Annotated in this window: 23 protein-coding genes; 20 read left to right on the forward strand and 3 right to left on the reverse strand. The window is 48.2% G+C overall.

The features are described 5' to 3' along the window. The first annotated feature begins 4 nt into the window (after positions 1-4). The 3 genes from rsgA (at position 5) to spoVM (ending at position 1814) form a co-directional block, all read left to right on the forward strand. Positions 5-919, forward strand: coding sequence for a ribosome small subunit-dependent GTPase A (gene rsgA / locus BN3279_RS16835; RefSeq protein ID WP_059052316.1), 915 nt, complete (start codon positions 5-7; stop codon positions 917-919). A gap of 4 nt (positions 920-923) precedes the next feature. Beyond that, the gene (gene rpe, locus BN3279_RS16840; RefSeq protein WP_059052317.1) at positions 924-1595 is read left to right on the forward strand and encodes a ribulose-phosphate 3-epimerase; all 672 of its coding nucleotides are present in this window, start codon (positions 924-926) and stop codon (positions 1593-1595) included. A 138-nt stretch (positions 1596-1733) separates the two neighbouring features. Then, a complete protein-coding gene (gene spoVM / locus BN3279_RS16845) occupies positions 1734-1814 on the forward strand; it encodes a stage V sporulation protein SpoVM (RefSeq protein WP_036621610.1) in 81 nt (26 codons plus the stop codon). 142 nt (positions 1815-1956) lie between these two features. On the opposite strand, the gene rpmB is transcribed toward spoVM, so the two are convergent. Next, complete coding sequence (gene rpmB, locus BN3279_RS16850) at positions 1957-2145, reverse strand: 50S ribosomal protein L28 (RefSeq protein ID WP_059052318.1); 189 nt, start codon at positions 2143-2145, stop codon at positions 1957-1959. 539 nt (positions 2146-2684) lie between these two features. Between rpmB and BN3279_RS16855 the strand changes: the two genes are divergently transcribed. The 7 genes from BN3279_RS16855 (at position 2685) to BN3279_RS16885 (ending at position 10364) form a co-directional block, all read left to right on the forward strand. Beyond that, on the forward strand, positions 2685-4457 hold the full coding sequence (locus BN3279_RS16855; RefSeq protein ID WP_059052319.1) for a DAK2 domain-containing protein: 1773 nt from the start codon (positions 2685-2687) through the stop codon (positions 4455-4457). Positions 4458-4488: 31 nt separating this feature from the next. Next, positions 4489-5361 (forward strand): DegV family protein, encoded by an 873-nt coding sequence (locus tag BN3279_RS16860; RefSeq protein WP_059052320.1) that lies wholly within the window; start codon positions 4489-4491, stop codon positions 5359-5361. Positions 5362-5388: 27 nt separating this feature from the next. Continuing rightward, positions 5389-7434: an ATP-dependent DNA helicase RecG gene (recG, locus tag BN3279_RS16865; protein WP_059052321.1), complete on the forward strand. Its 2046-nt coding sequence runs from the start codon at positions 5389-5391 to the stop codon at positions 7432-7434. A gap of 86 nt (positions 7435-7520) precedes the next feature. Next, positions 7521-7811: a stage VI sporulation protein F gene (locus BN3279_RS16870; RefSeq protein WP_059052322.1), complete on the forward strand. Its 291-nt coding sequence runs from the start codon at positions 7521-7523 to the stop codon at positions 7809-7811. 107 nt (positions 7812-7918) lie between these two features. Then, positions 7919-8665 (forward strand): type I methionyl aminopeptidase, encoded by a 747-nt coding sequence (map, locus tag BN3279_RS16875; RefSeq protein WP_059052323.1) that lies wholly within the window; start codon positions 7919-7921, stop codon positions 8663-8665. A 210-nt stretch (positions 8666-8875) separates the two neighbouring features. Next, entirely contained in the window at positions 8876-9388 is a 513-nt protein-coding gene (locus tag BN3279_RS16880; RefSeq protein ID WP_059052324.1) for a Crp/Fnr family transcriptional regulator, read from the forward strand. A 310-nt stretch (positions 9389-9698) separates the two neighbouring features. Further along, positions 9699-10364, forward strand: a complete 666-nt coding sequence (locus BN3279_RS16885; protein WP_059052325.1) for a YitT family protein — start codon at positions 9699-9701, stop codon at positions 10362-10364. Positions 10365-10389: 25 nt separating this feature from the next. On the opposite strand, the gene msrB is transcribed toward BN3279_RS16885, so the two are convergent. Further along, on the reverse strand, positions 10390-11361 hold the full coding sequence (msrB, locus tag BN3279_RS16890; protein WP_059052326.1) for a peptide-methionine (R)-S-oxide reductase MsrB: 972 nt from the start codon (positions 11359-11361) through the stop codon (positions 10390-10392). 456 nt (positions 11362-11817) lie between these two features. Between msrB and BN3279_RS16895 the strand changes: the two genes are divergently transcribed. The 6 genes from BN3279_RS16895 (at position 11818) to BN3279_RS16920 (ending at position 17628) form a co-directional block, all read left to right on the forward strand. Then, on the forward strand, positions 11818-12528 hold the full coding sequence (locus tag BN3279_RS16895; protein WP_059052327.1) for a TerC family protein: 711 nt from the start codon (positions 11818-11820) through the stop codon (positions 12526-12528). A gap of 207 nt (positions 12529-12735) precedes the next feature. Continuing rightward, positions 12736-13053: a winged helix-turn-helix transcriptional regulator gene (locus BN3279_RS16900; RefSeq protein ID WP_018751554.1), complete on the forward strand. Its 318-nt coding sequence runs from the start codon at positions 12736-12738 to the stop codon at positions 13051-13053. Positions 13054-13113: 60 nt separating this feature from the next. Next, positions 13114-13680: an FAD-dependent oxidoreductase gene (locus BN3279_RS16905; protein ID WP_059052328.1), complete on the forward strand. Its 567-nt coding sequence runs from the start codon at positions 13114-13116 to the stop codon at positions 13678-13680. A gap of 285 nt (positions 13681-13965) precedes the next feature. Next, the gene (gene nirB / locus BN3279_RS16910) at positions 13966-16404 is read left to right on the forward strand and encodes a nitrite reductase large subunit NirB (RefSeq protein WP_059052329.1); all 2439 of its coding nucleotides are present in this window, start codon (positions 13966-13968) and stop codon (positions 16402-16404) included. 39 nt (positions 16405-16443) lie between these two features. Then, positions 16444-16773: a nitrite reductase small subunit NirD gene (gene nirD / locus BN3279_RS16915; protein ID WP_059054501.1), complete on the forward strand. Its 330-nt coding sequence runs from the start codon at positions 16444-16446 to the stop codon at positions 16771-16773. A 72-nt stretch (positions 16774-16845) separates the two neighbouring features. Next, entirely contained in the window at positions 16846-17628 is a 783-nt protein-coding gene (locus BN3279_RS16920; protein WP_059052330.1) for a formate/nitrite transporter family protein, read from the forward strand. A 126-nt stretch (positions 17629-17754) separates the two neighbouring features. Here BN3279_RS16920 and BN3279_RS16925 read toward each other — a convergent pair whose 3' ends face one another. Beyond that, positions 17755-18471, reverse strand: coding sequence for a Crp/Fnr family transcriptional regulator (locus tag BN3279_RS16925; protein WP_059052331.1), 717 nt, complete (start codon positions 18469-18471; stop codon positions 17755-17757). Between the two features lie 452 nt (positions 18472-18923). Between BN3279_RS16925 and adhE the strand changes: the two genes are divergently transcribed. The 4 genes from adhE (at position 18924) to BN3279_RS16945 (ending at position 26508) form a co-directional block, all read left to right on the forward strand. After that, positions 18924-21539, forward strand: a complete 2616-nt coding sequence (adhE, locus tag BN3279_RS16930) for a bifunctional acetaldehyde-CoA/alcohol dehydrogenase (RefSeq protein ID WP_059052332.1) — start codon at positions 18924-18926, stop codon at positions 21537-21539. 249 nt (positions 21540-21788) lie between these two features. Further along, complete coding sequence (gene pflB / locus BN3279_RS16935; protein WP_059052333.1) at positions 21789-24050, forward strand: formate C-acetyltransferase; 2262 nt, start codon at positions 21789-21791, stop codon at positions 24048-24050. Between the two features lie 119 nt (positions 24051-24169). Then, complete coding sequence (pflA, locus tag BN3279_RS16940) at positions 24170-24910, forward strand: pyruvate formate-lyase-activating protein (protein WP_059052334.1); 741 nt, start codon at positions 24170-24172, stop codon at positions 24908-24910. Positions 24911-25119: 209 nt separating this feature from the next. After that, positions 25120-26508, forward strand: a complete 1389-nt coding sequence (locus BN3279_RS16945) for an ABC transporter substrate-binding protein (protein WP_059052335.1) — start codon at positions 25120-25122, stop codon at positions 26506-26508. Positions 26509-26556: the final 48 nt, after the last annotated feature.

Consider the following 26556-nt stretch of genomic DNA (forward strand, 5'->3'; position numbering starts at 1 on the left):
ATATATGCCCCAAGGCTTGATTGTAAAGGCACTAAGCGGATACTACTATGTAAAGCCTACGGCGCCTGAGACTGAGGCACAGGATGGTTACGTCCAGTGCCGCGGTCGCGGCATCTTCAAGAAGAGGGGAATAACGCCGCTGGTAGGAGACGAGGTTCTGTATACGCCGACTGAGAACGGGGAAGGAACCGTGGATGAGATTTTACCGCGGGAGACAGAATTGATTCGCCCACCGGTGGCTAATGCGCGTCAGGCTGTCCTGTTGTTCTCGGTGCGGGAGCCGGACATGAATTTGCAGTTGCTGGACAAGTTCCTTGCCCACATTGAGCACGCCGGATTGAAGCCGGTGATATGCCTCACCAAAGAGGATTTGCTTCAGGATGATGGAGATGAGGCAAATACCGAGGGTCTGACGCAAATCAAGCAATTGTACGAAGATATCGGTTACACGGTCATTGTGACAAGCTCCCTAACCGGAACGGGCACGGAGGAAGTCATGCGCCATTTGGCTGGCGAGATTAGCGTGTTCGCAGGGCAATCCGGGGTGGGGAAATCCTCCTTGCTGAACCGCATGCTGGGCCTTTCGCTGGAAACGAGCGAAATCAGCCTCAAGTTGGGAAGAGGACGTCATACGACGCGGCATGTGGAACTGATTGAATTGGAGAATGGCGGTTATGTAGCGGATACACCTGGCTTCAGCCAATTGGATTTCCTTGAATTGGGTGTGGAAGAGTTGTCCTATTGCTTCCGCGAGTTCACCAAATATGCCGAGGACTGCAAGTTTCGGGGATGCAGCCATCTGCATGAGCCAGGATGTAAGGTAAGGGAGGCGCTGGAGCTTGGACAGATCGCAGCCAGCCGTTACGAGCATTATGTGCAATTTCAGGATGAAATGAAGGAGAAGAAGCGGAGGTATTAACTTCATGAACGAGATTTATATAGCACCGTCCATTTTATCCGCTGATTTCGCCAAATTGGGCGAAGAGGTTGTTGATGTGCAGAATGGTGGAGCCGACTGGCTGCATGTCGATGTCATGGATGGCCACTTTGTGCCTAATTTGACTTTTGGCCCTCTTGTAATGGGCGCTCTGCAACCACACACGGTATTGCCGCTGGACGTTCACCTGATGATCGAGAAGCCGGAGCTGTATATTCCTGCATTTGCCCAAGCGGGGGCTCATCTGATTACCGTACATGCAGAGGCGTGCGTGCACTTGCATAGGGTTCTGCATTTGATACGAGAGCAGGGCGTCAAGGCCGGGGTAGCTCTCAATCCGGCAACGCCAGCTTCGGCTGTCCGCGAAGTGCTGGAGGATCTTGATCTGGTGCTGGTGATGACCGTGAACCCCGGCTTTGGGGGACAAGCCTTCATACCAGGAACACTGCGTAAAATACGTGAGCTGAAGGCCTGGAAGGACGAATTGGGCTTGTCTGAGCTACGTATTGAAGTGGATGGGGGCATTACGGCTGAGACGGCTCCACTTGTTGTAGAAGCTGGTGCGGACGTACTGGTCGCGGGCAACGCCGTATTCGGCCGGGCAGATCGCAAGGCAGCGATCAAGGAAATCCGGGATAGCTTAGCCGGTTTGGCATAGGTGGGCGTTAATTCGCATAGAATGGGTTACATGAGCAGGGTTCTCATGTAGCCTTTTTTTTGTGGCGGGAATACACGGACAAATGACAGCGGACATAAAATAGGGTGAAGGCATGAGTACGATGGGGAGGGTGAACGAATGAAATTTTACACATTCAAGCTGCCTAAGTTTTTGGGAGGATTCGTTAAGGCCGTATTGAACACGTTTCACAAAAACTAGCGGGCGGGCCTGGCCATCGCCACAGCAGCGAATAGGCACGCCCGGTGTTTCCCGCCAAAGCGGTTCATTTTAACAAAAAACGCAATAAAAAAGCACCTCTATTAGAAAAGGTGCTTTTTGTCTATATGTCGCTTCCCGGTCATTATACGCGGGTCACTTTGCCGGATTTCAAAGCACGAGTGCTGACGTATACGCGTTTTGGTTTACCGTCTACCAAGATACGAACCTTTTGCACGTTAACGCCCCAAGAGCGCCGATTGCGGTTGTTCGCGTGAGATACATGGTTACCGCTGCTTGGCTTTTTGCCAGTTACATAACATTTACGAGCCATTCGTTACACCTCCTGTTCAAATACACCTGTCTCGAAAATAACAGTTTATTAGCTATACACGGTTATTGACAATACTTAAATATAATATCACAGTAAAAAAAGCCTCGTCAACTGATATGTCGCCGACTCTTTTATTTATTTCTCCTTGTTCTTATAGTACAATATAGTTCAGTCCATAATATTTCTAGGGAGGAGTAGTGCAGGCGTGGCCGCAGGGCTTTAAACCGAGTATGGACGGATTAGCATATCGGAAAGAAGCGATTTTCAGGTTATCGCCGAATCAACCGCCATAGAGTGTTATGGATGGGAGGAGCGGCAAGCCGACACAGATCAAGGCCGGTATTGCCAAATATGCCGGGTCAGGAAGCAGGGGCCTGGGTTATGAAAGTCAGCTTCGACTATCCATTAGCGATATTACTTTATACTATATTATAATTAAGTTGTAATGAACTAAATGAAGCCGCCAGGACTTGGTCTAGGTGTATTATAGCTGCCTTGTCCAGCGCGTATGTGTATCAAGCTAGGAAGGGGAATCTTCATTGAGTAAGCGTTCTTTAAATGGAACAGATTTCACCGCGATGGTCTTGGCCGGAGCGCAGCGTTTGGCCGAGCAAGCCGAGCATGTCAATACGCTTAACGTATTTCCGGTCCCTGATGGAGACACGGGGACAAATATGAATTTGACGATGACGGCCGGTGTAACCGAATTGAAAAATCATGGATCAGGAGGCTTGGGAAGCCGGGCTTCTACTCTGTCCAAAGGATTGCTGATGGGCGCACGGGGCAACTCTGGCGTTATCTTGTCTCAGCTATTCCGCGGTTTTGGCCGCTCTGCCGCTTCGTTGGAGGAACTGAATACGGTTCAATTTGCCGCTGCGTTGCAAAGCGGTGTTGAGACAGCCTACAAGGCAGTCGTCAAACCGGTGGAAGGGACGATCTTGACGGTAGCGAAGGAAGCCGCCAAACACGCGGCTTTTTACGCACGCAGAACTACGGATGTAACGGAATTGATGGGCGAGGTGCTCGCGAAGGCGAAGGAAGCCTTGGCAGGCACACCAGATTTGTTACCTGTGCTTAAGCAGGTGGGCGTCGTGGACTCGGGTGGTCAAGGACTCGTATATATTTATGAAGGATTTCTGGAATACCTGACCGGGAATGCGATTACGGAATCAGCGGATTCGCCTGGACAAGCTGCTGTGCGTCCAGATGCTGAGCTTCGGGCTCAAGCGAATACCGCCGCACTTTATGTTCCCTCTTCCGCACAGGCACAGCTTGACACGGAAGATATTGAATTTTTGTATGATATGGAGTTCTTCATTAATCGGAAGCTTGGGGATGTCAAGGATGTTCCGTTCGATGAAGAGAAGTTCCGGAAAGCGCTGTCAAAAAATGGCGATTCTATTATCGTTATTTCGGACGATGAAGTTATTAAGGTACATGTTCATTCGAAAACGCCGGGCGATGTCTTGAACTTGGCGCTTCGTTATGGTGAAATTACGCAAATTCATATTCTGAATATGCGTGAACAGCATCGTGATTTGCTGACGGCCGGGATGGATGCAGCATCCATGCCCGAACTGTTCGCCGATATTCCGGCTGAACCAGCTCGTCCAGTCGATCCGGCGGGATTGCCAGCCGATGAATTAGCTCCTTATGGCTTTATTGCGGTTGCATCGGGACAAGGCATTTCGGATATTTTTACCAGCTTGGGTGTAGATGTCGTGTTGTCTGGAGGACAAACGATGAATCCAAGTACGGAGGATTTTGTTAAAGCCATTGAGTCGATTTCGACGGAGCATGTCTTTGTATTGCCAAATAACTCGAATATCATATTGGCTGCTCAGCAGGCCCGCGATTTGCTGGAAGGACAACGCAGCGTCATTGTGATTCCGAGCAAGAGTATTCCGCAGGGGATTGCCGCAGCGTTTGCTTTCCAGGAAGAAGAAAGCGTGGACAGCAATGAGGACAATATGCTCAACGCCGTGCAGCATGTAAGAACAGGACAGGTAACCTATGCTGTTCGCGATACGACGTTTGATGACCTTGAGATTACCGCCGGACATTATATCGGCATTGCCGACTCCAAGATCGTGGCTACGGAGGAAGGTTTGCTGGAGACAAGCCAGGGCTTGCTTGATAAGATGCTGGCGTATGGGGACGAGATCGTCACGATTCTTGTTGGTGAGGAAACTGCCGGGGAGATGACGGATGCACTTGTGGCCTGGATTCATGAGAAATATCCGGATGTGGAAGTGGAAGTTCACAATGGTGGACAACCGATTTATTATTATTTGTTCTCGGTAGAATCCTGATTGAAATGAGCTAAGAGAGGATGGTGGCCCCATGACTCAGGCTGTTATTGTTGCCGACAGTACGGCGGATATCCCTCGGGAGATGGTGTCGGAGTATGGCATTCATATCGTACCGATGAGGCTCGCCTTCGGCGATGAATCTTACATTGAAGGCATTGATATCACGGTTGAACAATTTTACGACAAATTAGCCGAGTCCAAGGTGTTGCCGACGACCTCTCAGAATTCTCCATCCCGTTATGCTGAGGTATACCGCAATTTGCTGGGAGCCTATCCTGGCTCGCCGATTATTTCTATTCACCTCTCCTCAGGTATGAGTGGTAGTTACCAATCGGCCGTGCTTGCCAAGGAGATGTTGGGGGAAGAGTTAGGACAGGCTGTTGATATCACCGTCATTGACTCGCTTTGTGCCACTTATGGTTTTGGATTGCAAGTTGTGCATGCAGCAAGGCTGGCCAAACAAGGAACACCTCTGGAGCAAATCGTGGCGGAGGTTGGTCGTCTTGGCCAGGAACGGCGTTTATATTTTCTGGTGGACTCGCTGGAATACCTGCAAAAGGGCGGGCGGATTGGTAAAGCGGCGGCAGTTCTGGGTACATTGCTGAATATCAAGCCTATCTTGTCGGTTGACCAAGAGGGCGTCATTTACGCCGTAGATAAGGTCCGTGGACGCAGAAAGGCGGTTTCACGGGTCATTGAACTATTCGTAAATGATTTCAAAGATATCAAGGATATCAATGTGGCTGTGTGTGATAGTGTTAATCCGGAAGGTGCCAATGAAATCATTGATCTATTGGGGCAGCACTTCACATTACATGAGGTGGTTCGCACCAGTATTGGGGCTGTTGTTGGCTCCCATGTCGGGCATGGCACTGTAGCGGTCTTCATATGGCCTGCATCGTGATTATAAGATGAGCGAGGGTTATGTTCTATGGACTTGAACAACATCCCCGTAAGACAAGTTAGCGGCGTGAGCGCTCTTAAGCAAGAAGAGCTTCACGCCTTTGGCGTCTTTACGGTAAAGGATTTAATTGAATATTATCCCTTCCGTTATGAGGATTATCGGCTGCGCTCTCTCAGTGAGGCGAAGGACGGGGAGAAGGTGACGGTTCAGGCTAAAATCATGGGGGTGCCCGTGCTGCAGCGGTATGGGCGAAAATCGCGGCTGACCTGCAAGATGGTGGCAGAGGACTGGATGTTCACGGCTACGTGGTTCAACCGTCATTTTCTCAAGGACCAGTTAACCGCAGGGCGGGAAATTATTCTTACCGGAAAATGGGACATGCGCCGTAGTCAGCTTACCACGACGGATTCGGAGTTCCCCGACCGGGGGACGGTACGCAGCGGAAGCCTCCAGCCAGTCTATTCGGTAGGGGGCAAAATTACGCAGGCATGGATTCGTAAGACCATTGGACAAGCCTTACAGCAGTATGGGGAGATGATTCCGGAAATATTGCCGCAGGAGCTATTGAGGCAATACGATCTGATGCCCCGAAAGGCAGCGATTTTGCGGCTGCACCAGCCTCAAGATAATGAGGAAGGTCAACGTGCAAGACGCCGTATGGTCTATGAGGAATTATTTCTGTTCCAATTGAAGCTGCAAGCGTACCGGGCGATGAATCATGAGCGTATGGATGGGGTGACTCATGCAGCGGATAATGCGACGATTCGTGAATTTGTACGTAGTTTGCCCTTCGAGCTAACGGATGCCCAGAAGAAGGTGGAGCTTGAAATATTGCGTGATATGCGTTCACCCTATTGTATGAACCGGCTGTTGCAGGGGGATGTTGGCTCCGGGAAAACGGTCATTGCCGCTATAGCGCTATATGCTGCGGTAAGGTCAGGTCATCAGGGTGCCTTTATGGTGCCTACGGAAATATTGGCCGAGCAGCATGTCCGTTCCTTGAGCCGACTGTTCGAGTCCTTTGGCATTACGGTAGGGCTGCTGACTGGCAGCGTGACAGGGCGCAAGCGCAAGGACTTGCTCGCTTCGCTGCAAATGGGATTGACCGATATTGTGGTGGGTACCCATGCCTTGATTCAGGAGGACGTGTTCTTCCGTTCCCTCAGTCTGGTCGTGACCGACGAGCAACACCGCTTTGGGGTGAACCAGCGCAGTATATTGCGCCGCAAGGGCTTTAATCCGGATGTGCTAACGATGACGGCGACGCCGATTCCACGTACGCTTGCCATTACCGCCTTTGGCGATATGGATGTATCCACGTTGTCGGAACGTCCGAAGGGCCGCAAGCCGATCTCGACGTATTGGGTCAAGCACAGTATGATGGATCGCGTGTTAGGCTTTATCTCAAGGGAGGTATCCCAGGGGCGACAAGCGTATGTCATCTGCCCGCTCATCGAGGAATCGGATAAGCTGGACGTGCAAAATGCTATTGATTTGTACGTATCGATGCAGCAGGCGTTTCCTGACTTTCAGGTGGGCCTGCTGCATGGCCGAATGACGGCTGCTGAGAAAGATGAAGTGATGCGAGCTTTCTACGACAACGAGGTGCAGCTCCTTGTCTCTACTACGGTTGTCGAGGTAGGTGTGGACGTGCCGAACGCCACCTTGATGATTGTTATGGATGCCGACCGGTTTGGCTTATCTCAATTGCATCAGTTGCGTGGTCGTGTAGGGCGAGGGGAGCATGCTTCGTATTGTGTGCTCATTGCCGATCCGAAGTCGGAGATTGGTCAGGAGCGGATGAAGGTCATGACGGAGACGGACGACGGATTTGAGGTATCGCGGCGGGATTTGGAACTGCGTGGCCCAGGAGACTTCTTCGGAACCAAGCAGAGTGGTGTGCCTGACTTCCGTATTGCGGATATGGTGAGTGACTATGAGGTGCTGGAGAAAGCGAGAGAGGACGCCACTCGTTTGGTGAGGGATGAGTCCTTCTGGACATCTCCCGAATATGAAGCCCTGCGGGAATTTTTGCGGCGGGAGCAGATTTTTCAAGGCGAGCTGATCGATTAGCGACGATTTACTCTGCACTATGTACAGCCTTTACGTCATATATTAGGGTTAGAGCCCGTATGACGGAACAGGAGGTGCTTGTTACGATGCCGAGTTATCATCAATATGGAATTAGTCCACAACTGGTAGAGCGTATTAAGTTGAAAATGAAAAATCCGGCCATCAAGGACCGGATTAAAAAAATGGTGGATGGCCTGACCCGCACAGATTTGCAGGACCGCGTCAAGGTGCGCAGACTGGTGAAGTCAGCAGCCTCCGTGCTGGGGGAGCGCCTTAGCACAGCTCAGGAGGAGCAAATCGTCCATTTTGTCATCGATCAGAAGATTGATCCACGTAATACACTACATCTGCTTCGGCTGTGGGGGATGTTCCGCTAAGCCAAGCCAGCAAGAGGGCCCAGGTATATCTACCGGGGGCCTGCTTTGCATTGTCAAGGCAACTTTGGTAGTCTGGACATAGATGTAGTGGAGGAGTAGAAGCAGAGATGATTATATTAAAATCACCAAGAGAAATTGAAGAGATGAAGACAGCCAGTCAAATTGTTGCTGATTGCTATCGCGAAGTAACCAAGATAATTGCTCCTGGCATAACAACGCAGGAAATTAATGATTTTGTGGCCAGACATATTACCAAATTGGGAGGCAAACAGTTCACCAAAGGCTACAGGGGGTTTCCGGCTGAAACCTGTACCTCTGTTAACGATGTAGTAGCCCACGGTTTTCCGTCCCACCGCAAGTTGCAGGAGGGAGACCTGCTCAAGCTGGATATTGTTGCGGAATATGATGGCTGGTACGGCGATTCATGCTGGTGCTTTCCCATTGGGGAGTTACGGCCTGAGATCACTAAGCTAGTTCGTGTTACGAAGGAATGCCTGGAACTAGGTATCGCTCAGGCGCTTCCCGGAGCACGGCTTGGGGATGTAACCTCAGCCATTCAACAGCATGCGGAAGCTAATGGCTTCTCGGTGGTTCGTGATTTGCTGGGTCACGGTATTGGCCGTAGCTTGCATGAGGAACCTAATTATGAGCATGTCGGCGTGGCAGGCAAGGGGATTCGTCTGAAGGAAGGCATGGTCTTCACCGTGGAACCGATGATTAATGAGGGGACCTTCCGTATTCAGATCGATAACGACGGCTGGACAGCGAGAACGGCGGATGGCAAGTGGTCGGCACAATACGAGCACACGATTGCCATTACCGAAGCTGGTCCATTGATCTTGACGGCTCATTAAGACAACATGATGCTTAGGCGGTCTTTCAGGTTTTAACCAAACCTGAGGGACCGTTTTTTGATTCTTCTTGGTGGTAGCCCAGGCTCTTGGTATAACAGTCGCATATTGTAGGGATGACTTGTTCCAAAGGGAGGACATGAGGACGGGGACAGGCCTTTTTATTTTTGCTATAATAAATGTAATTGCAATGATGGAATGGAGAGATTAGGCATGATTTTACATAAAGGCGAGATCTTGTTCAGGCAAGGGGACGAAGGTACCTACTTATATCAAATCAAGAGTGGTCTGTTCAAAGTTATGCGTTTGCATGAGAACGGGAATATGGTGCTGTTCAACATTTTGTATCCGGGAGAAACGGTCCCGCACCATTCTTTGATCTCGCCCAAAGAGATCCATGGTACTGCCATTGCGTTAATGCGTAGTGAGGTCGAGGTCATTCCTGCCAAGACTTGGTATCGCGAATTGCAGGAGGACCCCAAGAAGCCGCTGGAGATTGCCGAGATGCTACAGGATAAGTTCCGCTTCATGCAGGAGCGCCTGGATCATTTGACGGTGGGAACGCCGGCTGAACGCATGGAACTGCTAAGCAAATGGCTGGATCAGCATGCACATGGGGTTCCGTTAACCGAATATTTGACTCAGGAAGAAATAGGGCAGTTGATCGGTGTTCGGCGTGAGACGGTGAATCGGTTGCTCCGGGGTCATGGCCATGACAAATCTTAGCATTAAAAAAAACAAGAGTTCCCATGGCGGAAGCCGTGCAGTCATGATTGGCTTTGTGATATAATAGAATATAGAAGAAATTCCAAACAGAAAGGATCAGGATACCATGTGTCCCCGAAGGACGAAATCCCAAAGGACGATTTGGAAACGTTGTGATCTCTCTTATACTTAGCTCCTTTCGTAGTTAGTCGGTAAAGGCGACAAACCTACGAAAGAAGAGTGAATTCATGCGAAGGATGAACTCCTCCAGGATTTTCCTCCGTAGGTGTTGCCGGAAGGTCAACCAAACCTACGAATAAGAGGGATTTCAATGAGGACAAAAGTTAAATGGCAAGTTGACGGAATTCGGTTGTTGATGATGTTAGCGGGCTCTTGTTTATTGGCGTTTACGTATTATCATATTAACTTTCAGAACGGATTGTCAGAGGGCGGCTTTGTAGGCTTAGCTTTGCTTGGCAAGTATTTGTTCGGCTTGCCACCGGCATTGACAATTATTTTATTGGATTTGCCAGTGATGGCATTGGCTTGTTGGTTGAAGGGCTACAAGTTTGTCGTGTATACGCTAGTGGCATCGGTATCCTTTTCCTTAGTATACGATCTATGCGAAAGGTATTCGCCTCTGACGATGAACATGCAGGACAATTTACCGCTGGCTGCTTTATTATCAGGTCTGTTAACCGGATTTGGCGCTGGTTTGGTTCTTCGAGCGGGCGCGGCTAGCGGAGGGGACGATATTTTGTCTATGATGCTCAGCCAATGGTCCGGGCTAAAAATCGGTACTGTATTTGTACTGATGGATGCTGTAGTCTTGACGATCTCATTGTTATTCTTGCCATTTAAGGAAACAATGTTTACGATTATGGCCATTGTCATTGCCGGTAAGGTTATTACTTGGACGGTCCATTACGGGCATGCACAATTGGCACCCATGCGTTTACCCTACCAACGGGTGAAGGAGAAAACGGCACGAGCCTAAAGGCTTGTGCCGTTTTTTCTGTTGCTCAATCCTCGAACAGTTGCAGATATTCTCCGTATCCCTCTGTGACTAAATGATCCTTGGGTACGAACCGCAGGGCAGCGGAATTAATGCAATACCGTAACCCGGTAGGTTCCGGGCCATCCTCGAACACGTGGCCCAGATGTGAATCCCCAAGTCGGCTGCGAACCTCAGTGCGAATCATGGCATGACTGGTATCGGTGTTCTCTTTGATAACGTAGCTCTGGAGTGGACGGGTAAAGCTTGGCCAGCCGCAACCGGCATCATACTTGTCCCGAGAGCTGAATAAGGGCTCGCCTGAGACGATATCGACATAAATTCCCTCTTCTTCCGTATTCCAATATTGTCCGGTGAATGGACGTTCCGTGCCACTATTTTGCGTAACTTCATATTGAATCGGGGTTAGACGCTCTCTCAGTGCCTCAGGATTGGACGGGCCATACCAATGTTTAGCCAGAAAATCTTCGCGCCCGGAGGCTTTGCGGTAAAGCTTGTAATGACCTGCATTCTTGTGGTGATATTGCTGATGGTATTCCTCGGCGGGGTAGAAGGTTGCCGCGGGAAGAATCTCCGTGACAATCGGTTTGTCGAACCGCCCGCTTTGCATAAGCTCCAGCTTGGAGGCTTCGGCATCAAGTCGTTGCTGCTCGTCGTAGTAAAAAATGGCCGTGCGGTAGGATTCGCCGCGGTCATGAAATTGTCCACCTTCATCAGTAGGATCAATCTGCTGCCAGAAGAGTTCAAGCAGCTTGCGATAAGGAAATACAGCCGGATCATAAGTGATCTGTACGGCTTCATAATGTCCGGTGTTACTGGAACAGACTTCCTCATAAGTTGGATTGGATGTGTGTCCGCCCGTGTAACCGGAAATAATACCGTGAATACCGGGCAATTCCTCAAATGGGGAGACCATACACCAGAAGCAGCCTCCTGCAAAAGCGGCTAATTTAAGATTGGAATTTGATTCTGAATTCATCGCCTAGATCCCTCCGTTTCGTACTATCATTATAGCGGCTTTTGCTCAAAACCCAAAATGCGTTCAAAAAGGCTGGTGCTCTTGTGGGGCACGTGCTATAATGATTCCATTGATCATGCATGGTTCCCAAAGGGGAGTAGCTGTTACAGTAAAGTCGTCAATACGGGAGTCATACATACCCCGGCTTTATTGGCAACCGATGAGTTGTTAGCGAGACCTTTGCCCTAGCGAGTATTGGGTAAAGGTTTTTTTGATGCAAATTTTGCGTCGTGCCCGATACGGACACGGCGTATTTTATTTGGAGGAAGGCTGGAGTTTCTTCCCGTAGCTTCGGCTGCATGAAATGTTTTGCAGACAGCAAAACTAATTCTGTTTGCGGGTAGTGGCGGCTTCGCACAGAAGAAATCCTCCAACGAAGTGGGGTTCCCAGCATGGAGACTAGAAAGGGGAGAGAATATGGAGTTGTTAACACCTGAGTTTTGGATGGCTTTATTATCCATCATCCTGATTGACCTTGTCCTTGCCGGGGACAACGCTATTGTCATTGGACTTGCCGCCAGAAATGTTCCGCAGAAAGACCAGAGGAAGGTTATTATATGGGGAACGGTCGGAGCGATTATCATTCGGGTCATTATGACCTTGTTAGTGGTACAATTGCTCTTGATTCCTGGATTGCGACTTGCCGGGGGACTTGCCTTGGTATGGATCGCCTATCAACTGCTGGTCGACGAGAAGAGCCATGATATCAAAGCCGGTAATCAAATGTGGGCGGCGATTCGTACGATTATCATTGCCGATGCCATGATGGGCCTTGATAATATCCTGGCTGTAGCGGGTGCGGCCCATGGTGATAATCTGTTGGTTATTATGGGACTTGCCATTTCTGTTCCGATCATGGTATGGGGCAGCACGATGATACTGAGGCTGACGGAACGCTTCCCGGTTGTTATCACTATTGGTGCTGCCGTGCTGGCCTGGACCGCATCCAAGATGATTGTGGCCGAGCCGCTGATTCATGGATGGTTCACCAGCGGATGGCTTAAATACAGTTTTGAAATCGTGGTTATCCTCGCTGTTGTAGGACTGGGTACGCAGATGAAGAAAAGAAGAGAGAAGATGCGTCAGGATGCGCTTCAAGCTGCTCAAGCATCACAAGCTTCGCAGTAATGAACCGCTTGAAGATATGCTCGGTATAAGTCACTGCGAATGTAATATACTATAGTAATTAGCGGCCGCCGCCAAGGCGGTCGTTTTTTTAAATCCGAAAGGCCCCCCTTACTTTATTCGCTTAAATATGCTAATATGAAATATACTAACTAAATGTAAGCATTAATTATTAAGCATTTAGCTGGCCATGATTAATGAGGTGATGTTATGGAAGAGCATTCTCATGCGATGTGTCCACGTTTCGAATCGGCTTTTTCCTTTCTGGGCAAGCGCTGGAACGGGCTGATCATTAGGACACTGATGAGCGGGCCGAAGCGATTCAAGGATATTTCCAATCAGATTCCTTCCATGAGTGACAAGATGCTTTCGGAACGGATGAAGGATCTGGAATGTGAAGGAATACTAATAAGACATGTGTATCCTGAGACGCCGGTACGGATTGAATATGAATTGACGGATAAGGGAAGAGCATTACGTCCGGTTATGGAAGAGGTTCAAAGCTGGGCCTCGGAATGGATTAAGTGATTGGCATGCCGTTTCAGGCTACCTGGAACGGCATGAATAATATAGAAAGTGGGTGTACTTGTGGCTGAGGTTATTGTAATTGGAGCAGGGCCGGCCGGAGCCAGTGCAGCACTCTTTTTGGCCAAGGCGGGGAAAGAGACGCTCGTCCTGGACGGCAACGCCAGCATGACTAAGCGAGCATGGATTGAAAATCATTATGGTGCCAAGGAGATTTCCGGACCCGATTTATTGAAGATCGGACGGGAACAAGCTGAGAAATTCGGCGCTAAATTTATTGAGGAAAAGGTAATTGCGATTGATACCAATGGCGGCTCCAAGGTCACCCTGAAGACGGAATCTGGCCGCAGTTATGAAGCCTCTCATATCATTCTGGCTACAGGCGCAATCACGGAACTTGCAAGCGCTACCGGTCTGGAACTTAAGGAAGGGCGCGAACCTCGCATCAAGACAGTAATAGCTACAGACGGTGAAGGCCGTACCAGCGTACCACGTGTATGGGCAGCCGGAACTGTGGCTGGTGTGAGTGTGCATACAATCATTACCGCCGGAGATGGTGCCAAAGTCGCGATCGAATTGATTAGCGAATTAAATGGCGAGCGTTACGTCGACCATGATGTACTTAAATAATTATCAATTATACATTGATAAGTAAACTTCTAAAGAGGTCTTCCAATAGGGAGGCCTCTTTATTTTGTTCTAGAAATACCGTTAATGGGAATCTGCGTCATAAATCAGTGAATAATAGCACACTGACAAGCGAGAGAAATGACAATTCATTAGGGATCGGTTCACATTGGTTGTGAATGTAATCACAATGACCTCTTTCTGAAGCTATACACTTTTAGTATAGGATTCATGTTGAAGCTTAAAGTGCATCAGGCACAGTCAGTTTGAACTGGAGGAGGCAAATCAATGAGTAAAGACAAAGAGAGATTGATTGTGATTGGTAACGGAATGGCCGGAATGAGTGCGGTGGAGCAAATTCTTAAATTGACATCCAAATTTGATATTACCGTCTTTGGTAGTGAGCCGTATCCCAATTACAACCGGATTATGCTCTCGTATGTACTTGAAGGCAGTAAGACGATGGATGATATCGTGCTGAATGATTTGAACTGGTACAAGGATAACGGAATTACACTGCATCTTGGGACAACCGTGGAACGTATTGATGCTGGGGCCAAGGAAGTTGTAGCGGCTAACGGCCAAAGGGTACCTTACGATAAGGTGCTAATTGCTACTGGCTCTAATTCGTTTATTCTCCCGATTCCGGGCAGCGACAAACAAGGTGTAGTAGGCTTCCGTGATATAGCGGATTGTGAGCAGATGTTAGATGCGGCAAAAACATGCAAAACGGCGGCGGTCATCGGTGGTGGATTGCTTGGTTTGGAGGCGGCTAAAGGGCTGGTACAGCTCGGCATGGACGTAACGGTGGTCCATTTAATGGAAGACCTGATGGAGCGTCAGCTTGATCCCCAAGCTTCCAGCATGTTGAAGGCCGAACTGGAACGCCAAGGGATAAAATTCAAGATGGGCGCACAAACTGCGGAATTGCTAGGAGATCAGAGAGTGAGCGGTTTGCGGTTCGCTGATGGAACTGAGCTTGCAGCGGAGTTCGTTGTGATGGCCGTAGGGATTAAGCCTAACGTAACGGTGGGTCAAGCTAGTGGACTTACGGTCAATCGGGGAATTGTGGTCGATGACTTCATGCAAACCTCGCTGGATGGCGTGTATTCGGTCGGAGAATGCACGGAGCATCGGGGAACTTGCTATGGACTGGTTGCTCCGTTATTTGAGCAAGGCATGGTGATGGCCAAGCATATTAGTGGGGTAGAGACTGTTCCGTACATTGGTTCGGTTGTATCAACCAAGCTGAAGATTTCCGGGGTTGACGTATTTTCCACCGGAGAGTTCCTGGATGGACTGGACCATACGGTGATTGTAAGCAAGGACGAGTGGAAGCGCACGTATAAGAAAATATTGCTGAAAGACGGCAAACTGGTGGGTGCCGTGCTCTTTGGAGATATTTCCGATTCAGCCGAACTTCAGAAGCTGACCAAGCAGCAGGTGGAAATGACGGAGGAAATATATAACTCATTAATAGGAGGCGGTTGCTGTGGCGAAGGGGGCAAGAAAAGTGCTTCTGTAGAAGTAATGGCCGATGATGAAATTGTCTGTGGTTGTAACGGTGTAACGAAGGGAACGATTGTGGATGTTATTACAACCCAAGGATTGACGACAGTGGATGAAATTAAAGCTTGCACGGGCGCGACCCGCTCCTGTGGCGGCTGTAAACCGGTGGTTGAGCAAATATTGCAGTATGTGTTGGGCGATGGCTTTACACAAACGGCCAAGCAGGGCATCTGTGGTTGCACAACGCTGAGCAGGGATGAGATTGTTGCGGAAATCAAGGAGAAGGGCCTGCAAACGACCAAAGAGGTCATGAATGTACTGGGCTGGGATCAGCCAGAGGGTTGCTCCAAGTGTCGGCCGGCCATCAACTATTATCTGGGCATGGTCTATCCCGATACGCACGAAGACGAAAAGGAATCACGATTTGTTAACGAACGGATGAGCGCCAATATTCAGAAGGATGGTACGTATACGGTTGTACCTCGGATGTATGGGGGAGTAACGACACCAGAGGACTTGAAAAGAATTGCCGATGTGTCCCTCAAATATGATGTGAAGGTAGTCAAAGTTACTGGTGGTCAGCGTCTCGATTTAATTGGAGTAAAGAAGGAAGACGTGCCCAAAGTTTGGGAAGAACTCGATATGCCGTCAGGCTACGCTTATGCCAAATCGCTTAGAACGGTTAAGACCTGTGTTGGCTCGCAGTTCTGCCGATTTGGTACCCAGGATTCAATGGGCATGGGGGCCTTACTTGAGCGTAAATTTGAGCGGCTTGATTTCCCTGCGAAGTTCAAAATGGCCGTTAACGGCTGTCCGCGTAATTGTGCAGAGTCATGTACCAAGGACATTGGGATTGTGGGCAATGATGGCGGCTGGGAAATCTTTATTGGCGGTAACGGTGGGATCAAGGCACGGCTGGCGGATTCGTTGTGCAAGGTCAAGACGGACGAAGAACTGATCGAGTTGTGCGGAGCCATCATGCAATACTACCGCGAAACCGGAAATTATCTGGAAAGAACATCGGAATGGGTAGAGCGCATGGGCTTGGAACACATCCATTTGACAGTAGTTGAGGATATCGAGAATCGGAAGCAGCTTATGCAGCGAATCGAATTTGCATTGAAGCAGGTCACAGATCCATGGAAGAAGATGCTGAAGGACGAAGGAAGTCGGGGGAAATTGTTCCACAGCCTGGAAGTCAGCAGCCAGTTGAACTAATTATTATGAAGGGAGAGCATGAGGATGAAAAGTAGGGAGATGAATGAACGATTTTATTTGGCAGGTTCGGTAGAGGAGTTTCTTCCACAAATTGGGCGAGTGATTGAAATAAAAGGACAGCAAATTGCGGTGTTCCGCACCTCCGATGATCAAGTCTTCGCTGCGTTGAATCAAAGCCCACATCCTAAGGGGGGGCCTATTGCTGAAGGAATCGTGTCCGAACACTATCTGTATGATCCTCTCTATGATTGGAAGATTGATTTAACGAGCGGTCTGGTTCAAGCCCCCGATACCGGACAGCTTCAGATGGTGCCGGTCAAGGTGGAGAATGGTCAAGTCTGGATAGCGTCGCTGCAGGACCAGGTTTAAGAGTAATCATCAGGGCGCGGTGTGAAGAATTGGGACACCGCGCTTATTTATACCGATAGGGAGGGGAAGAACTTGTTTTCTTCTAATATAGAAGGGTTAGTGGAAGCAGCAGTCAAGAAAAAGGACAAAATGAATGAAAGTTTGCCTAGGTATTTTGTGTCGGCGATGCTGGCTGGCGCTTACGTGGGGTTGGCTATTATATTGATTTTTAGTATCGGGGCGCCGCTCGCAGCGGAGAAGTCTCCTTATCAAATGATGCTGATGGGAATGTCCTTTGGCTTGGCGTTGACCTTGGTCGTCTTTGCAGGCTCGGAATTGTTTACAGGTAATAATATGTTCTTTACCATCAGCACCTTGGCAAGACGCACTACTGTAAGGGATACGGCCAAGAACTGGAGCCTTGTATTTTTGGGTAATCTGGCTGGAGCGGTGTTACTTTGTCTGTTGATTGTAGGGAGCGGGTTATTTAAGAGCGTAACGCCGGAGCATCTCCTGTTTGCTGCGTCTACCAAGAAGATGACTGCACCTGTGATGGAGCTGTTTTTTCGCGGCATTCTATGTAACTGGCTGGTGTGTCTCGCGTTATGGATGGCTAATCGGACGAAAGAGGATATCGCAAAGCTGGTGCTGCTGTGGTGGTGCCTTTATGCCTTTATCGCCAGTGGATATGAGCATAGCGTAGCGAATATGACCTTATTAAGCCTGTCACTTTTGTTGCCCAATCATCCAGAGACAATTACGCTTGCGGGATGGGCGCATAATATGGTACCCGTAACGCTCGGGAACATGGTTGGTGGCGCTGTATTCGTAGGCATGGCCTACTGGTTTGTCTCTCCACTGCGCAAGCGAGCATAGGTGTATAGCGAGGCTTTAATTTATTGCCGTTTATCGCAAGACCGATTAATAACGCAGCAAAAAACCGTCTCCAACGGACCGGGGGGACGGTTTTAACGGGCTGAGGGCGTATACAAAGCCAGCCGATTAGATGCGGCAAATTTCATTGGGGCACAATTCGCAGTGGCAAATATCCTGCAACATAACGAGGTCCTTGATCACGATCATGCCGTTCTCGTACTCCAATGCATCCTTCTTGCGAAGATCACTTAACATGCGGTTCACACTTTCCCGCGTAGCGCCGATCATATTGGACAAATCTGTATGCGTTATCTTCTTGTTAATCAAGATGGTATCCCCATGTGGTTCGCCATACGTATTGCTAAGGCGAATCAGCGTAGAGCAGAGCGCGCCGGGCTTGCCATACATCATCAAATCACGGAACTTGGTTTGCGTCAGGCGGTGGTGAATGCCCATCCATTTCATAAAATCAATGGCAAAATCGCAGTGCTGACAGATCATAATCTCCAGATCCTTCTGCTCGATAACGCCAATTTCACAATCTTCGATGACCTCGGCCGTGAAGCTATGCTTCGTGCTGAAGAAAGGGTCGGCTTGCCCAACCATATCACCGCGGCCATACATATAAAGAATCAATTCCTTGCCTTCATCGGTGGATTTGGTTAATTTGACGCGGCCACGCTTGATGTAAAACAGTTTATCGGAAAAATCACCTTCCCAAAACAAATGCGTTCCCTCAGGGTATGCTTTGTCTTTCATCGTAACTAGAAGGCGGTTGAAGTTTTGCTCTGTGAAACAGCTCGTATTGCCGCGGGGCAGGGTGGCACTTACAATTTCACTCATCATTGATTTCCCCTTTGTACTCCAAATTTTTCTGAAAATTTTAAATTAATTATATAACGTTTCTTTTGATTTTTGGGGCCCGTAAAGGCTGAAAAAGTGTCGAAATTTCAACATTGTGAGAAAATTCACTTTATCAAATGAGATGCATCAGTTATCTAAACCATAAAAATAAGGTTAGGGAAACAGGAGAAGCAGGCCACTCAAACAGGTGTTTAAAAACAACATAATGTAAAGTATATATGAAAATAAAATCATAACAAGTGAAAAGTTTCATCTTTTTTAAAGTATGTGAAAAAATTCACTATACAAACGAAAAAGGCTGTGATATGATCAAACCATAAAGAGAAGCACACCAGCTTCCGAAGGTCGGACCTGCAAGTGAAAAATTTCACTATGTAAAGAACTTCCAACATCGCAGGCACTTCCTTACCAAATTTAGGAGGATGAGAGAGATGGCCGTTAAAAACGAAGTGGCAGCAAAAACTCAACCCACTGCTGAGGACTACATTCAAACTTTGATCAACAAGGGTAAAAAAGCATCTGAGGCATTTATGAGCATGAATCAGGAGCAAATTGACAACATTGTACAAGCTATGGCGCTGGCTGGACTTGACAAGCACATGCATCTGGCCAAACTAGCGATCGAAGAAACGGGCCGTGGTGTTTATGAAGACAAAATCATCAAAAACATGTTTGCTACTGAGTACATCTATCACAGCATCAAGTACGACAAAACGGTAGGCGTCATCGAAGACAATGATTTCGACAGCTTCCAGAAGATTGCTGAGCCAGTCGGAATTATTATGGGGATTACCCCGGTAACCAACCCAACGTCAACGACCATCTTTAAGGCCTTGATTGCCATCAAGACACGCAACCCGATTATCTTCGGCTTCCATCCATCCGCCCAAGCTTGTAGCGCGGAAGCTGCTAAAATATTGCTTGAAGCTGCGGTGAAGCATGGCGCTCCTGCAGATTGCATTCAATGGATCGAAAATCCGTCGATGGACCGTACTAATGCTTTGATGAATCATCCTGATGTAGCCTGTATCTTGGCAACCGGGGGTTCTGCAATGGTGAAGGCAGCATATAGCTGCGGCAAACCGGCGCTTGGCGTAGGTCCTGGTAACGTGCCTTGCTTCATTGAGAAGAGTGCCGATATCAATCAAGCGGTTAACGACCTGATCCTTTCCAAAACATTCGATAACGGTATGATCTGTGCTTCCGAACAAGCGGTTATTATTGAAGAGCCTATCTTTGATCAAGTGAAGAAGAGAATGATCGCTAACGGCTGTTACTTCGTAAATAAGGATGAGGCAGCTAAATTGACTGCAGGCGCTATCATTGCTGAGAAATGTGCTGTTAACCCGGCCATCGTTGGGCAACCAGCCAGCAAAATTGCCGAAATGTGCGGAATAGACGTACCAGCAGGCACTAAAATTCTCGTAGCTGAAATCGAAGGCGTGGGAACAAAATTCCCGCTGTCTGCCGAGAAGTTGAGCCCCGTGCTGGCTTGCTACAAAGTGAAAAATGCTGAGCAAGGTATCGAACGCGCACTTGAAATCGTTCATTTTGGAGGTATGGGTCACTCTTCGGTCATTCATTCGAATAACGAAGACATCATTCAAAGCTTCTCGGATCAGATGCCAACCTGCCGGATCTTGGTCAATCAGCCTTCCTCGCAAGGCGGTATCGGTGACATCTACAACTCGAACCTGCCGTCGCTGACACTGGGCTGCGGATCTTACGGACGCAACTCGACATCGTCGAACGTTACAGCCGTCAATCTGATCAATGTGAAAAGGGTGAATCGTCGTACCGTGAATATGCAATGGTTTAAAGTGCCAAGCAAAATTTACTTTGAGAAGAACTCGACTCAGTATCTTGCCAAAATGCCGGACATCTCGCGTGTATTGATTGTCACTGACCCAATGATGGTGAAGCTCGGATATGTAGAAAGACTGGAGCACTACCTGCGTCAACGTCAAACGCCAGTCGCAATTGAAGTATTCTCTGAGGTGGAGCCTGATCCATCGACAACAACGGTAGAACGCGGTACTGAAATGATGGCAAGATTCCAACCGGACTGCATTATTGCTCTCGGCGGCGGTTCCCCAATGGATGCTGCCAAAGGAATGTGGCTGTTCTACGAATATCCGGATGAAGACTTCTTCAATTTGAAGCAAAAATTCCTGGATATCCGTAAACGTCTTTACAAGTATCCAAAGCTGGGACGCAAAGCTAAGTTTGTAGCGATTCCTACAACATCCGGTACAGGTTCCGAAGTAACTTCGTTCGCTGTAATTACCGATAAAATTAATGGCAACACCAAATATCCTTTGGCTGACTATGAGCTGACACCAGATGTGGCTATCATCGACCCTGTATTTGTCTATAGCTTGCCGAAAACAGCCGTTGCTGATACAGGAATGGACGTACTGACACATGCTATTGAAGCTTACGTGTCTGTAATGGCTAATGACTATACGGACGGCCTGGCCATCAAGGCGATTCAACTGGTGTTTGAATATCTGGAGCAATCGGCCTTGACCGGAGATAAGCTGGCTCGCGAAAAAATGCATAATGCTTCGACTATTGCCGGGATGGCCTTCTCGAATGCATTCCTGGGTATTAACCACAGCTTGGCGCATAAATGGGGCGGACAATATCATACGGCTCATGGACGCACGAATGCGATTCTGCTGCCGCATGTCATTCGCTACAATGCCAAGAAGCCAACTAAGTTTGCCGCTTGGCCTAAGTACACCAACTTTATCGCTGACGAGCGTTATGCAGAGATCGCCCGCATTCTGGGCTTGCCTGCCCGGACTACGGAAGAGGGCGTTAAGAGCCTGATCAAAGCTATCCGCGATCTGAACAGCAAGTTGGGCATTCCTGAGACTTTCGAAGAGCTTGGATTTGATCCGAAGGATTTTGAATCACGTGTTGACTACCTGGCAGACCGTGCATTTGAAGACCAATGTACAACAGCTAACCCTAAGCTGCCACTCGTAACTGAACTGGCTGAAGTCTACCGCGATGCCTTCTACGGAAGATTTGAAAAATAAGTGAACAGAGCTGTCTAAAAACGTGACAAATATCACTTGATGTGATATTTGTCACAATCTTTTATAGGTAGTTAAGCTATGATTACATTATAAATGATCCCTCATAGATTTATGACGGACTGACCCGGAAGTGATATCCGGGCGCAATTTTTATAAAAGTTGTGAAAAGTATCACAAATTTTAAGGGATCATGAGGCGCGGAATAAATCCTTCAGTCCGCGACCACTATATAATATGGAGGGAATAAAGATGTCGGTGATCGAAAAAGAAGTTAAAAATGAGCAAGTCGCATGGAGAGGGTTTAAACCCGGCAAGTGGATGAATGAAGTAAATACGAAAGATTTCATTGACACGAACATTACGCCTTACCATGGGGACGAAGCTTTCTTGCAAGGCGCAACTGCCAACACGAAAGCACTGTGGGATATCGTATCGAGCTTGTCCAAGCAAGAAAGAGATGCTGGCGGTGTACTGGATGTTGACGTAAATACGCCTTCGACCATTACTTCCCATGCACCTGGATACCTTGATCAAGCGAAAGAGCAAATCGTTGGTGTTCAAGGTTCTGCTCCGTTCCAACGGACGATTCGTCCGAACGGTGGGGTCCGGATGGTTATTACAGCTTGTAAAGCTTACGGCTTCGAGCTTCCGGAAGAAATTGTAGACCTCTACACTAATGTTCGCAAAACACATAACCAAGGCGTTTTCGACGCTTATACTGCAGATATGAGAAATGCCCGTCATACAGGGATTATCACAGGCTTGCCTGATGCTTACGGCCGTGGCCGCATCATTGGTGACTATCGCCGCGTATCTCTTTACGGCGTAGACTTCCTGATTGAGCAAAAGAAACAAGAACTTAAAGAGCTTGAAGTAGACGTAATGAACGAAGCAGTCATTCGCCAACGTGAAGAACTGTCCGAGCAAATTCGTGCTCTGGGTGAGTTGAAGCAACTGGGTGAAATGTACGGATTCGATATCTCCAGACCAGCTAACAATGCGAAGGAAGCTTTCCAATGGCTGTACTTCGGCTACCTGGCTGCCGTTAAAGAACAAGATGGTGCTGCAATGTCCCTTGGACGGGTATCTTCGTTCCTTGACGCTTACATTGAACGCGACTTGGCTGAAGGCGTATTGACTGAAGAATCAGCTCAAGAACTGGTTGACCACTTCGTTATGAAATTGCGTATCGTCAAATTCTTGAGAACTCCAGAATATAACGAGCTTTACAGTGGTGACCCTACTTGGGTAACTGAATCCATCGGCGGGATGTCCGTACAAGGCGTGACCCGTGTAACTAAGAACAGCTTCCGCTTCCTGCACACACTTGACAACCTGGGAGCTGCTCCAGAACCTAACCTTACGGTTCTCTGGTCTGAACAATTGCCAGAAGCTTTCAAGAAATATTGCGCTAAAGTATCGATCGAAACCAGCTCGATTCAATACGAAAATGACGATCTGATGCGTCCGGTATACGGCGATGACTATGGTATTGCCTGCTGCGTATCCGCTATGAGAATCGGTAAACAAATGCAATTCTTCGGCGCTCGTGCGAACCTGGCAAAATGTCTGTTGTACGCTATCAACGGTGGTAAAGACGAAAGATACGGCTCGCAAGTAGCTCCAGAATATCCAGCCGTTACTTCCGAATACCTTGACTATGATGAAGTCATGAAACGTTTTGTCCCAATGATGGAATGGTTGTCTAAGCTGTATGTCAATACGCTGAATGTCATTCACTTCATGCATGACAAATACAACTACGAACGCATCGAAATGGCGCTGCATGATCGCGACATTCTGCGTACTATGGCTTGCGGTATCGCTGGACTGTCGGTTGTAGCCGACTCCCTGAGCGCGATCAAATATGCCAAAGTTAAACCAATCCGTAACGAAAACGGAATCGCTGTTGACTTCGAAATTGAAGGCGAATATCCTTGCTACGGTAACAACGACGACCGCGTTGACAAGATTGCCGCTGATCTGGTTGAGAAATTCATGGGCATGATTCGCAAACATCCAACGTACCGTGATGCTATGCCAACACAATCGATCTTGACAATTACATCCAACGTTGTTTATGGTAAGAAGACAGGAACTACACCAGATGGACGTAAAGCGGGCGAACCGTTTGCTCCTGGTGCTAACCCAATGCACGGCCGCGACAAGAAGGGTGCACTTGCTTCCCTGAACTCTGTTGCAAAACTGCCTTACGAGCACAGTCTGGATGGCATTTCGAACACCTTCTCCATCGTACCAAAAGCACTGGGTAAAGATGACGTTTCTCGTAAATCGAACCTCGTATCGATGATGGACGGATACTTCGGTAGCCATGCGCATCATCTGAACGTCAACGTGTTCAACCGTGAGCAATTGCTCGACGCAATGGATCATCCTGAGAACTACCCGCAATTGACAATCCGTGTCTCGGGTTATGCGGTTAACTTCATCAAGCTGACTCGCGAACAACAATTGGATGTTGTAAATCGTACATTCCACGGTAAAATGTAAGTAACCTGTCTGTTGACAGGCAGTTAAATAGTTCAAATAAAGGGATGAGGAGAATGGCCGGGCGTGCCTTTCTCCTCATTTGCTTATTGTTTGAATGATTATGGAGAGGGTGACGGAGAATGCTCAAAGGTCGAATACATTCATTGGAGACATTCGGAACGGTAGATGGGCCAGGGATTCGTTTCGTGCTCTTTATGCAGGGCTGCTTGTTGCAATGCCAATACTGTCATAATCCGGATACGTGGAGCCTGACCGAAGGCACCGAAATGACCGTTGAAGAAGTATTGGCGGAGATCGAGCCTTATTTGAATTATTATCGTACTTCCGGTGGTGGACTCACGGTTTCTGGAGGCGAGGCCACGTTACAGGCCCCCTTCGTCACGGAATTGTTCCGGGAAGTGAAGAAGCGCTGGAATCTGCATACTACACTGGACACCAATGGCTATAATGATGGGGACAAGATTAAAGATTTACTTGATGTGACTGACCTGGTGCTGCTGGATTTGAAGCATATTGATAATGAGAAGCACATCAAGCTGACGGGTAAGCCCAATGACCGGATGTTGAAAATGGCACATTGGTTGTCAGATCACGACCATCACATGTGGATTCGTCATGTATACGTGCCTGGTATTCATGATGACGAGCAGGATTTGCTTGCGCTTGGACATTTTATTGGAAGTCTTCGTGGTGTGGACAAATTTGAAATTTTGCCTTACCACCAAATGGGCGTATACAAGTGGCAGGAATTAGGTTGGGATTACCCTCTTGAAGGAGTACCTTCTCCTACGGATGAAGAAGTGGAACGTGCTTACCGACTGATTCATGAAGGGGAGCAACAAGCCGCAATTAACAAATAAATGCGTTATATTTCCTGACATAAAACTATATATTTTTAGACCAGACGGTTAGACCTTTCATTTACATGTTAGGTTTAACCGTTTTCATTTTGCATTTTAGATGATATTATCCCCTTAATAGAAAAATGTCCTCCTTACCAAAGGCGCTTCCGCTTCCTATAATGAGGGTGTATTACAATATATTGTTCTTTTGAGGAGGGTCTAGAAACATGAAGAAGAGTTTGGTGCTGCTGCTGTCTCTTGTTTTCATCGCATCCGCGATTTTGGCGGGCTGTGGAAACTCTGGAAACAAAGCGAATAATACTCCTGCAAACGAAGGCCAGGGGACGACGAACAACAGCGGGGCGGGTGAGAACCAGGCAAAGGATGATCCGTTCGAAATTACGATTCGCCACACACAAGTAGGGGAATCCAAGAAATTCCGCTTAGCGATGCTTGAAGATGTTGTGAAGCAGACGGAAGCGGCTGTACCTGGCTTAACGATCAAGCTGGATGCAGTGGATTCCGAAGTTAACCGTAAGGAAAAGCTGCGCGGTGAAATGGCTGCTGGTAAACCACCGGAAGTGTTCGATGTATTCGGTAGCCCGGATGCAGCGCTCTACGCCAAGGAAGGCTTGATGTTGGACCTCACGCCAATTATCGAAGAATTGGGCATTAAGGATACATTTACGACGCTGGACCCTTTTACTAATGAAGGCAAGGTTTATGGCTTACCGATCGGTGGATCGATTGAAGGCTATTTCTATAATAAAGAATACTTCGAACAAAAAGGCTTGACCGTTCCGAAAACGTTAAGCGAGCTGGAACAAATTGCCGAGAAGATTAAGGCTGATGGCAAAATTCCTTTCGCACAATCGTCCAAGGATGCATGGATTCCGTTAATGACTACTAACAACCTGTGGTCTTATTATGCCGGACCGGAAATTACTTATGGCTTCAAGACAGGACAAACGAAATGGACGGACGATAGCATGGTTCAGGCTATTGCCAAACATAAGGAATGGGTAGAAAAGGGCTATTACAAGAAAGGCGAACTGGGCTTTGAATACGCCGATATGAGAAACCAGATCATTACAGGGGAAGCCATTATTATGATGGACGGTTCCTGGGCTAACTCGGTGTTCCGCGATCCGGAGCAAGCTGGTGATATGGTAGGCAAGATTGGTTATTTCAATATGCCTCCAGTTAACGCAGGAGACCCTGTTGTAGTCATGCAAGATGCTAACAACGGGTACGGATTCTCAAATGCCGTGTCAGAAGATCCGCGTAAGCTTGCAGCAGTTAAGGAATTCATCAAAAATATGTGGACCGAAGAAATGCAATTGCGTGGACTGAAGGAAGATGGCGTGTTGCCAGCAATGAAGATGGATCTCGAGCAAATGAAGACCGCATCGGATGATCCGCTCATGCAGGATATCTTCAAGGGTGTCAGTGAAATCAGCACCTCCTTCCCAGCATTTGATGCTCTGGTGCAAGCCGAAGTGAATACAGCGCTTAGCATGGGTATTCAACAAATCATCGGCGGTGAAATCGAGCCGGCCAAGATGCTGGAGAATGTGCAAGCAGCTCAAGAAGCTGCCAATGCGGCAGGGGAATAAAGTAATTACATTGATGAATTGAAGCGAGGGCGTCGCCTGCCACAAGCG

Source organism: Paenibacillus senegalimassiliensis, from assembly GCF_001486585.1.
Lineage (GTDB): Bacteria > Bacillota > Bacilli > Paenibacillales > Paenibacillaceae > Fontibacillus > Fontibacillus senegalimassiliensis.

Coding starts and splice junctions, on each gene's coding strand:
- BN3279_RS16895 (WP_059052327.1), top strand. CDS start 11,818: ATGGAGTTGTTAACACCTGAGTTTTGGATGGCTTTATTATCCATCATC.
- rpe (WP_059052317.1), top strand. CDS start 924: ATGAACGAGATTTATATAGCACCGTCCATTTTATCCGCTGATTTCGCC.
- nirD (WP_059054501.1), top strand. CDS start 16,444: ATGAATGAACGATTTTATTTGGCAGGTTCGGTAGAGGAGTTTCTTCCA.
- recG (WP_059052321.1), top strand. CDS start 5,389: ATGGACTTGAACAACATCCCCGTAAGACAAGTTAGCGGCGTGAGCGCT.
- BN3279_RS16945 (WP_059052335.1), top strand. CDS start 25,120: ATGAAGAAGAGTTTGGTGCTGCTGCTGTCTCTTGTTTTCATCGCATCC.
- pflB (WP_059052333.1), top strand. CDS start 21,789: ATGTCGGTGATCGAAAAAGAAGTTAAAAATGAGCAAGTCGCATGGAGA.
- BN3279_RS16860 (WP_059052320.1), top strand. CDS start 4,489: ATGACTCAGGCTGTTATTGTTGCCGACAGTACGGCGGATATCCCTCGG.
- rpmB (WP_059052318.1), bottom strand. CDS start 2,145: ATGGCTCGTAAATGTTATGTAACTGGCAAAAAGCCAAGCAGCGGTAAC.
- BN3279_RS16900 (WP_018751554.1), top strand. CDS start 12,736: ATGGAAGAGCATTCTCATGCGATGTGTCCACGTTTCGAATCGGCTTTT.
- pflA (WP_059052334.1), top strand. CDS start 24,170: ATGCTCAAAGGTCGAATACATTCATTGGAGACATTCGGAACGGTAGAT.
- BN3279_RS16885 (WP_059052325.1), top strand. CDS start 9,699: ATGAGGACAAAAGTTAAATGGCAAGTTGACGGAATTCGGTTGTTGATG.
- adhE (WP_059052332.1), top strand. CDS start 18,924: ATGGCCGTTAAAAACGAAGTGGCAGCAAAAACTCAACCCACTGCTGAG.
- rsgA (WP_059052316.1), top strand. CDS start 5: ATGCCCCAAGGCTTGATTGTAAAGGCACTAAGCGGATACTACTATGTA.
- nirB (WP_059052329.1), top strand. CDS start 13,966: ATGAGTAAAGACAAAGAGAGATTGATTGTGATTGGTAACGGAATGGCC.
- BN3279_RS16880 (WP_059052324.1), top strand. CDS start 8,876: ATGATTTTACATAAAGGCGAGATCTTGTTCAGGCAAGGGGACGAAGGT.
- BN3279_RS16870 (WP_059052322.1), top strand. CDS start 7,521: ATGCCGAGTTATCATCAATATGGAATTAGTCCACAACTGGTAGAGCGT.
- spoVM (WP_036621610.1), top strand. CDS start 1,734: ATGAAATTTTACACATTCAAGCTGCCTAAGTTTTTGGGAGGATTCGTT.
- msrB (WP_059052326.1), bottom strand. CDS start 11,361: ATGAATTCAGAATCAAATTCCAATCTTAAATTAGCCGCTTTTGCAGGA.
- BN3279_RS16925 (WP_059052331.1), bottom strand. CDS start 18,471: ATGAGTGAAATTGTAAGTGCCACCCTGCCCCGCGGCAATACGAGCTGT.
- map (WP_059052323.1), top strand. CDS start 7,919: ATGATTATATTAAAATCACCAAGAGAAATTGAAGAGATGAAGACAGCC.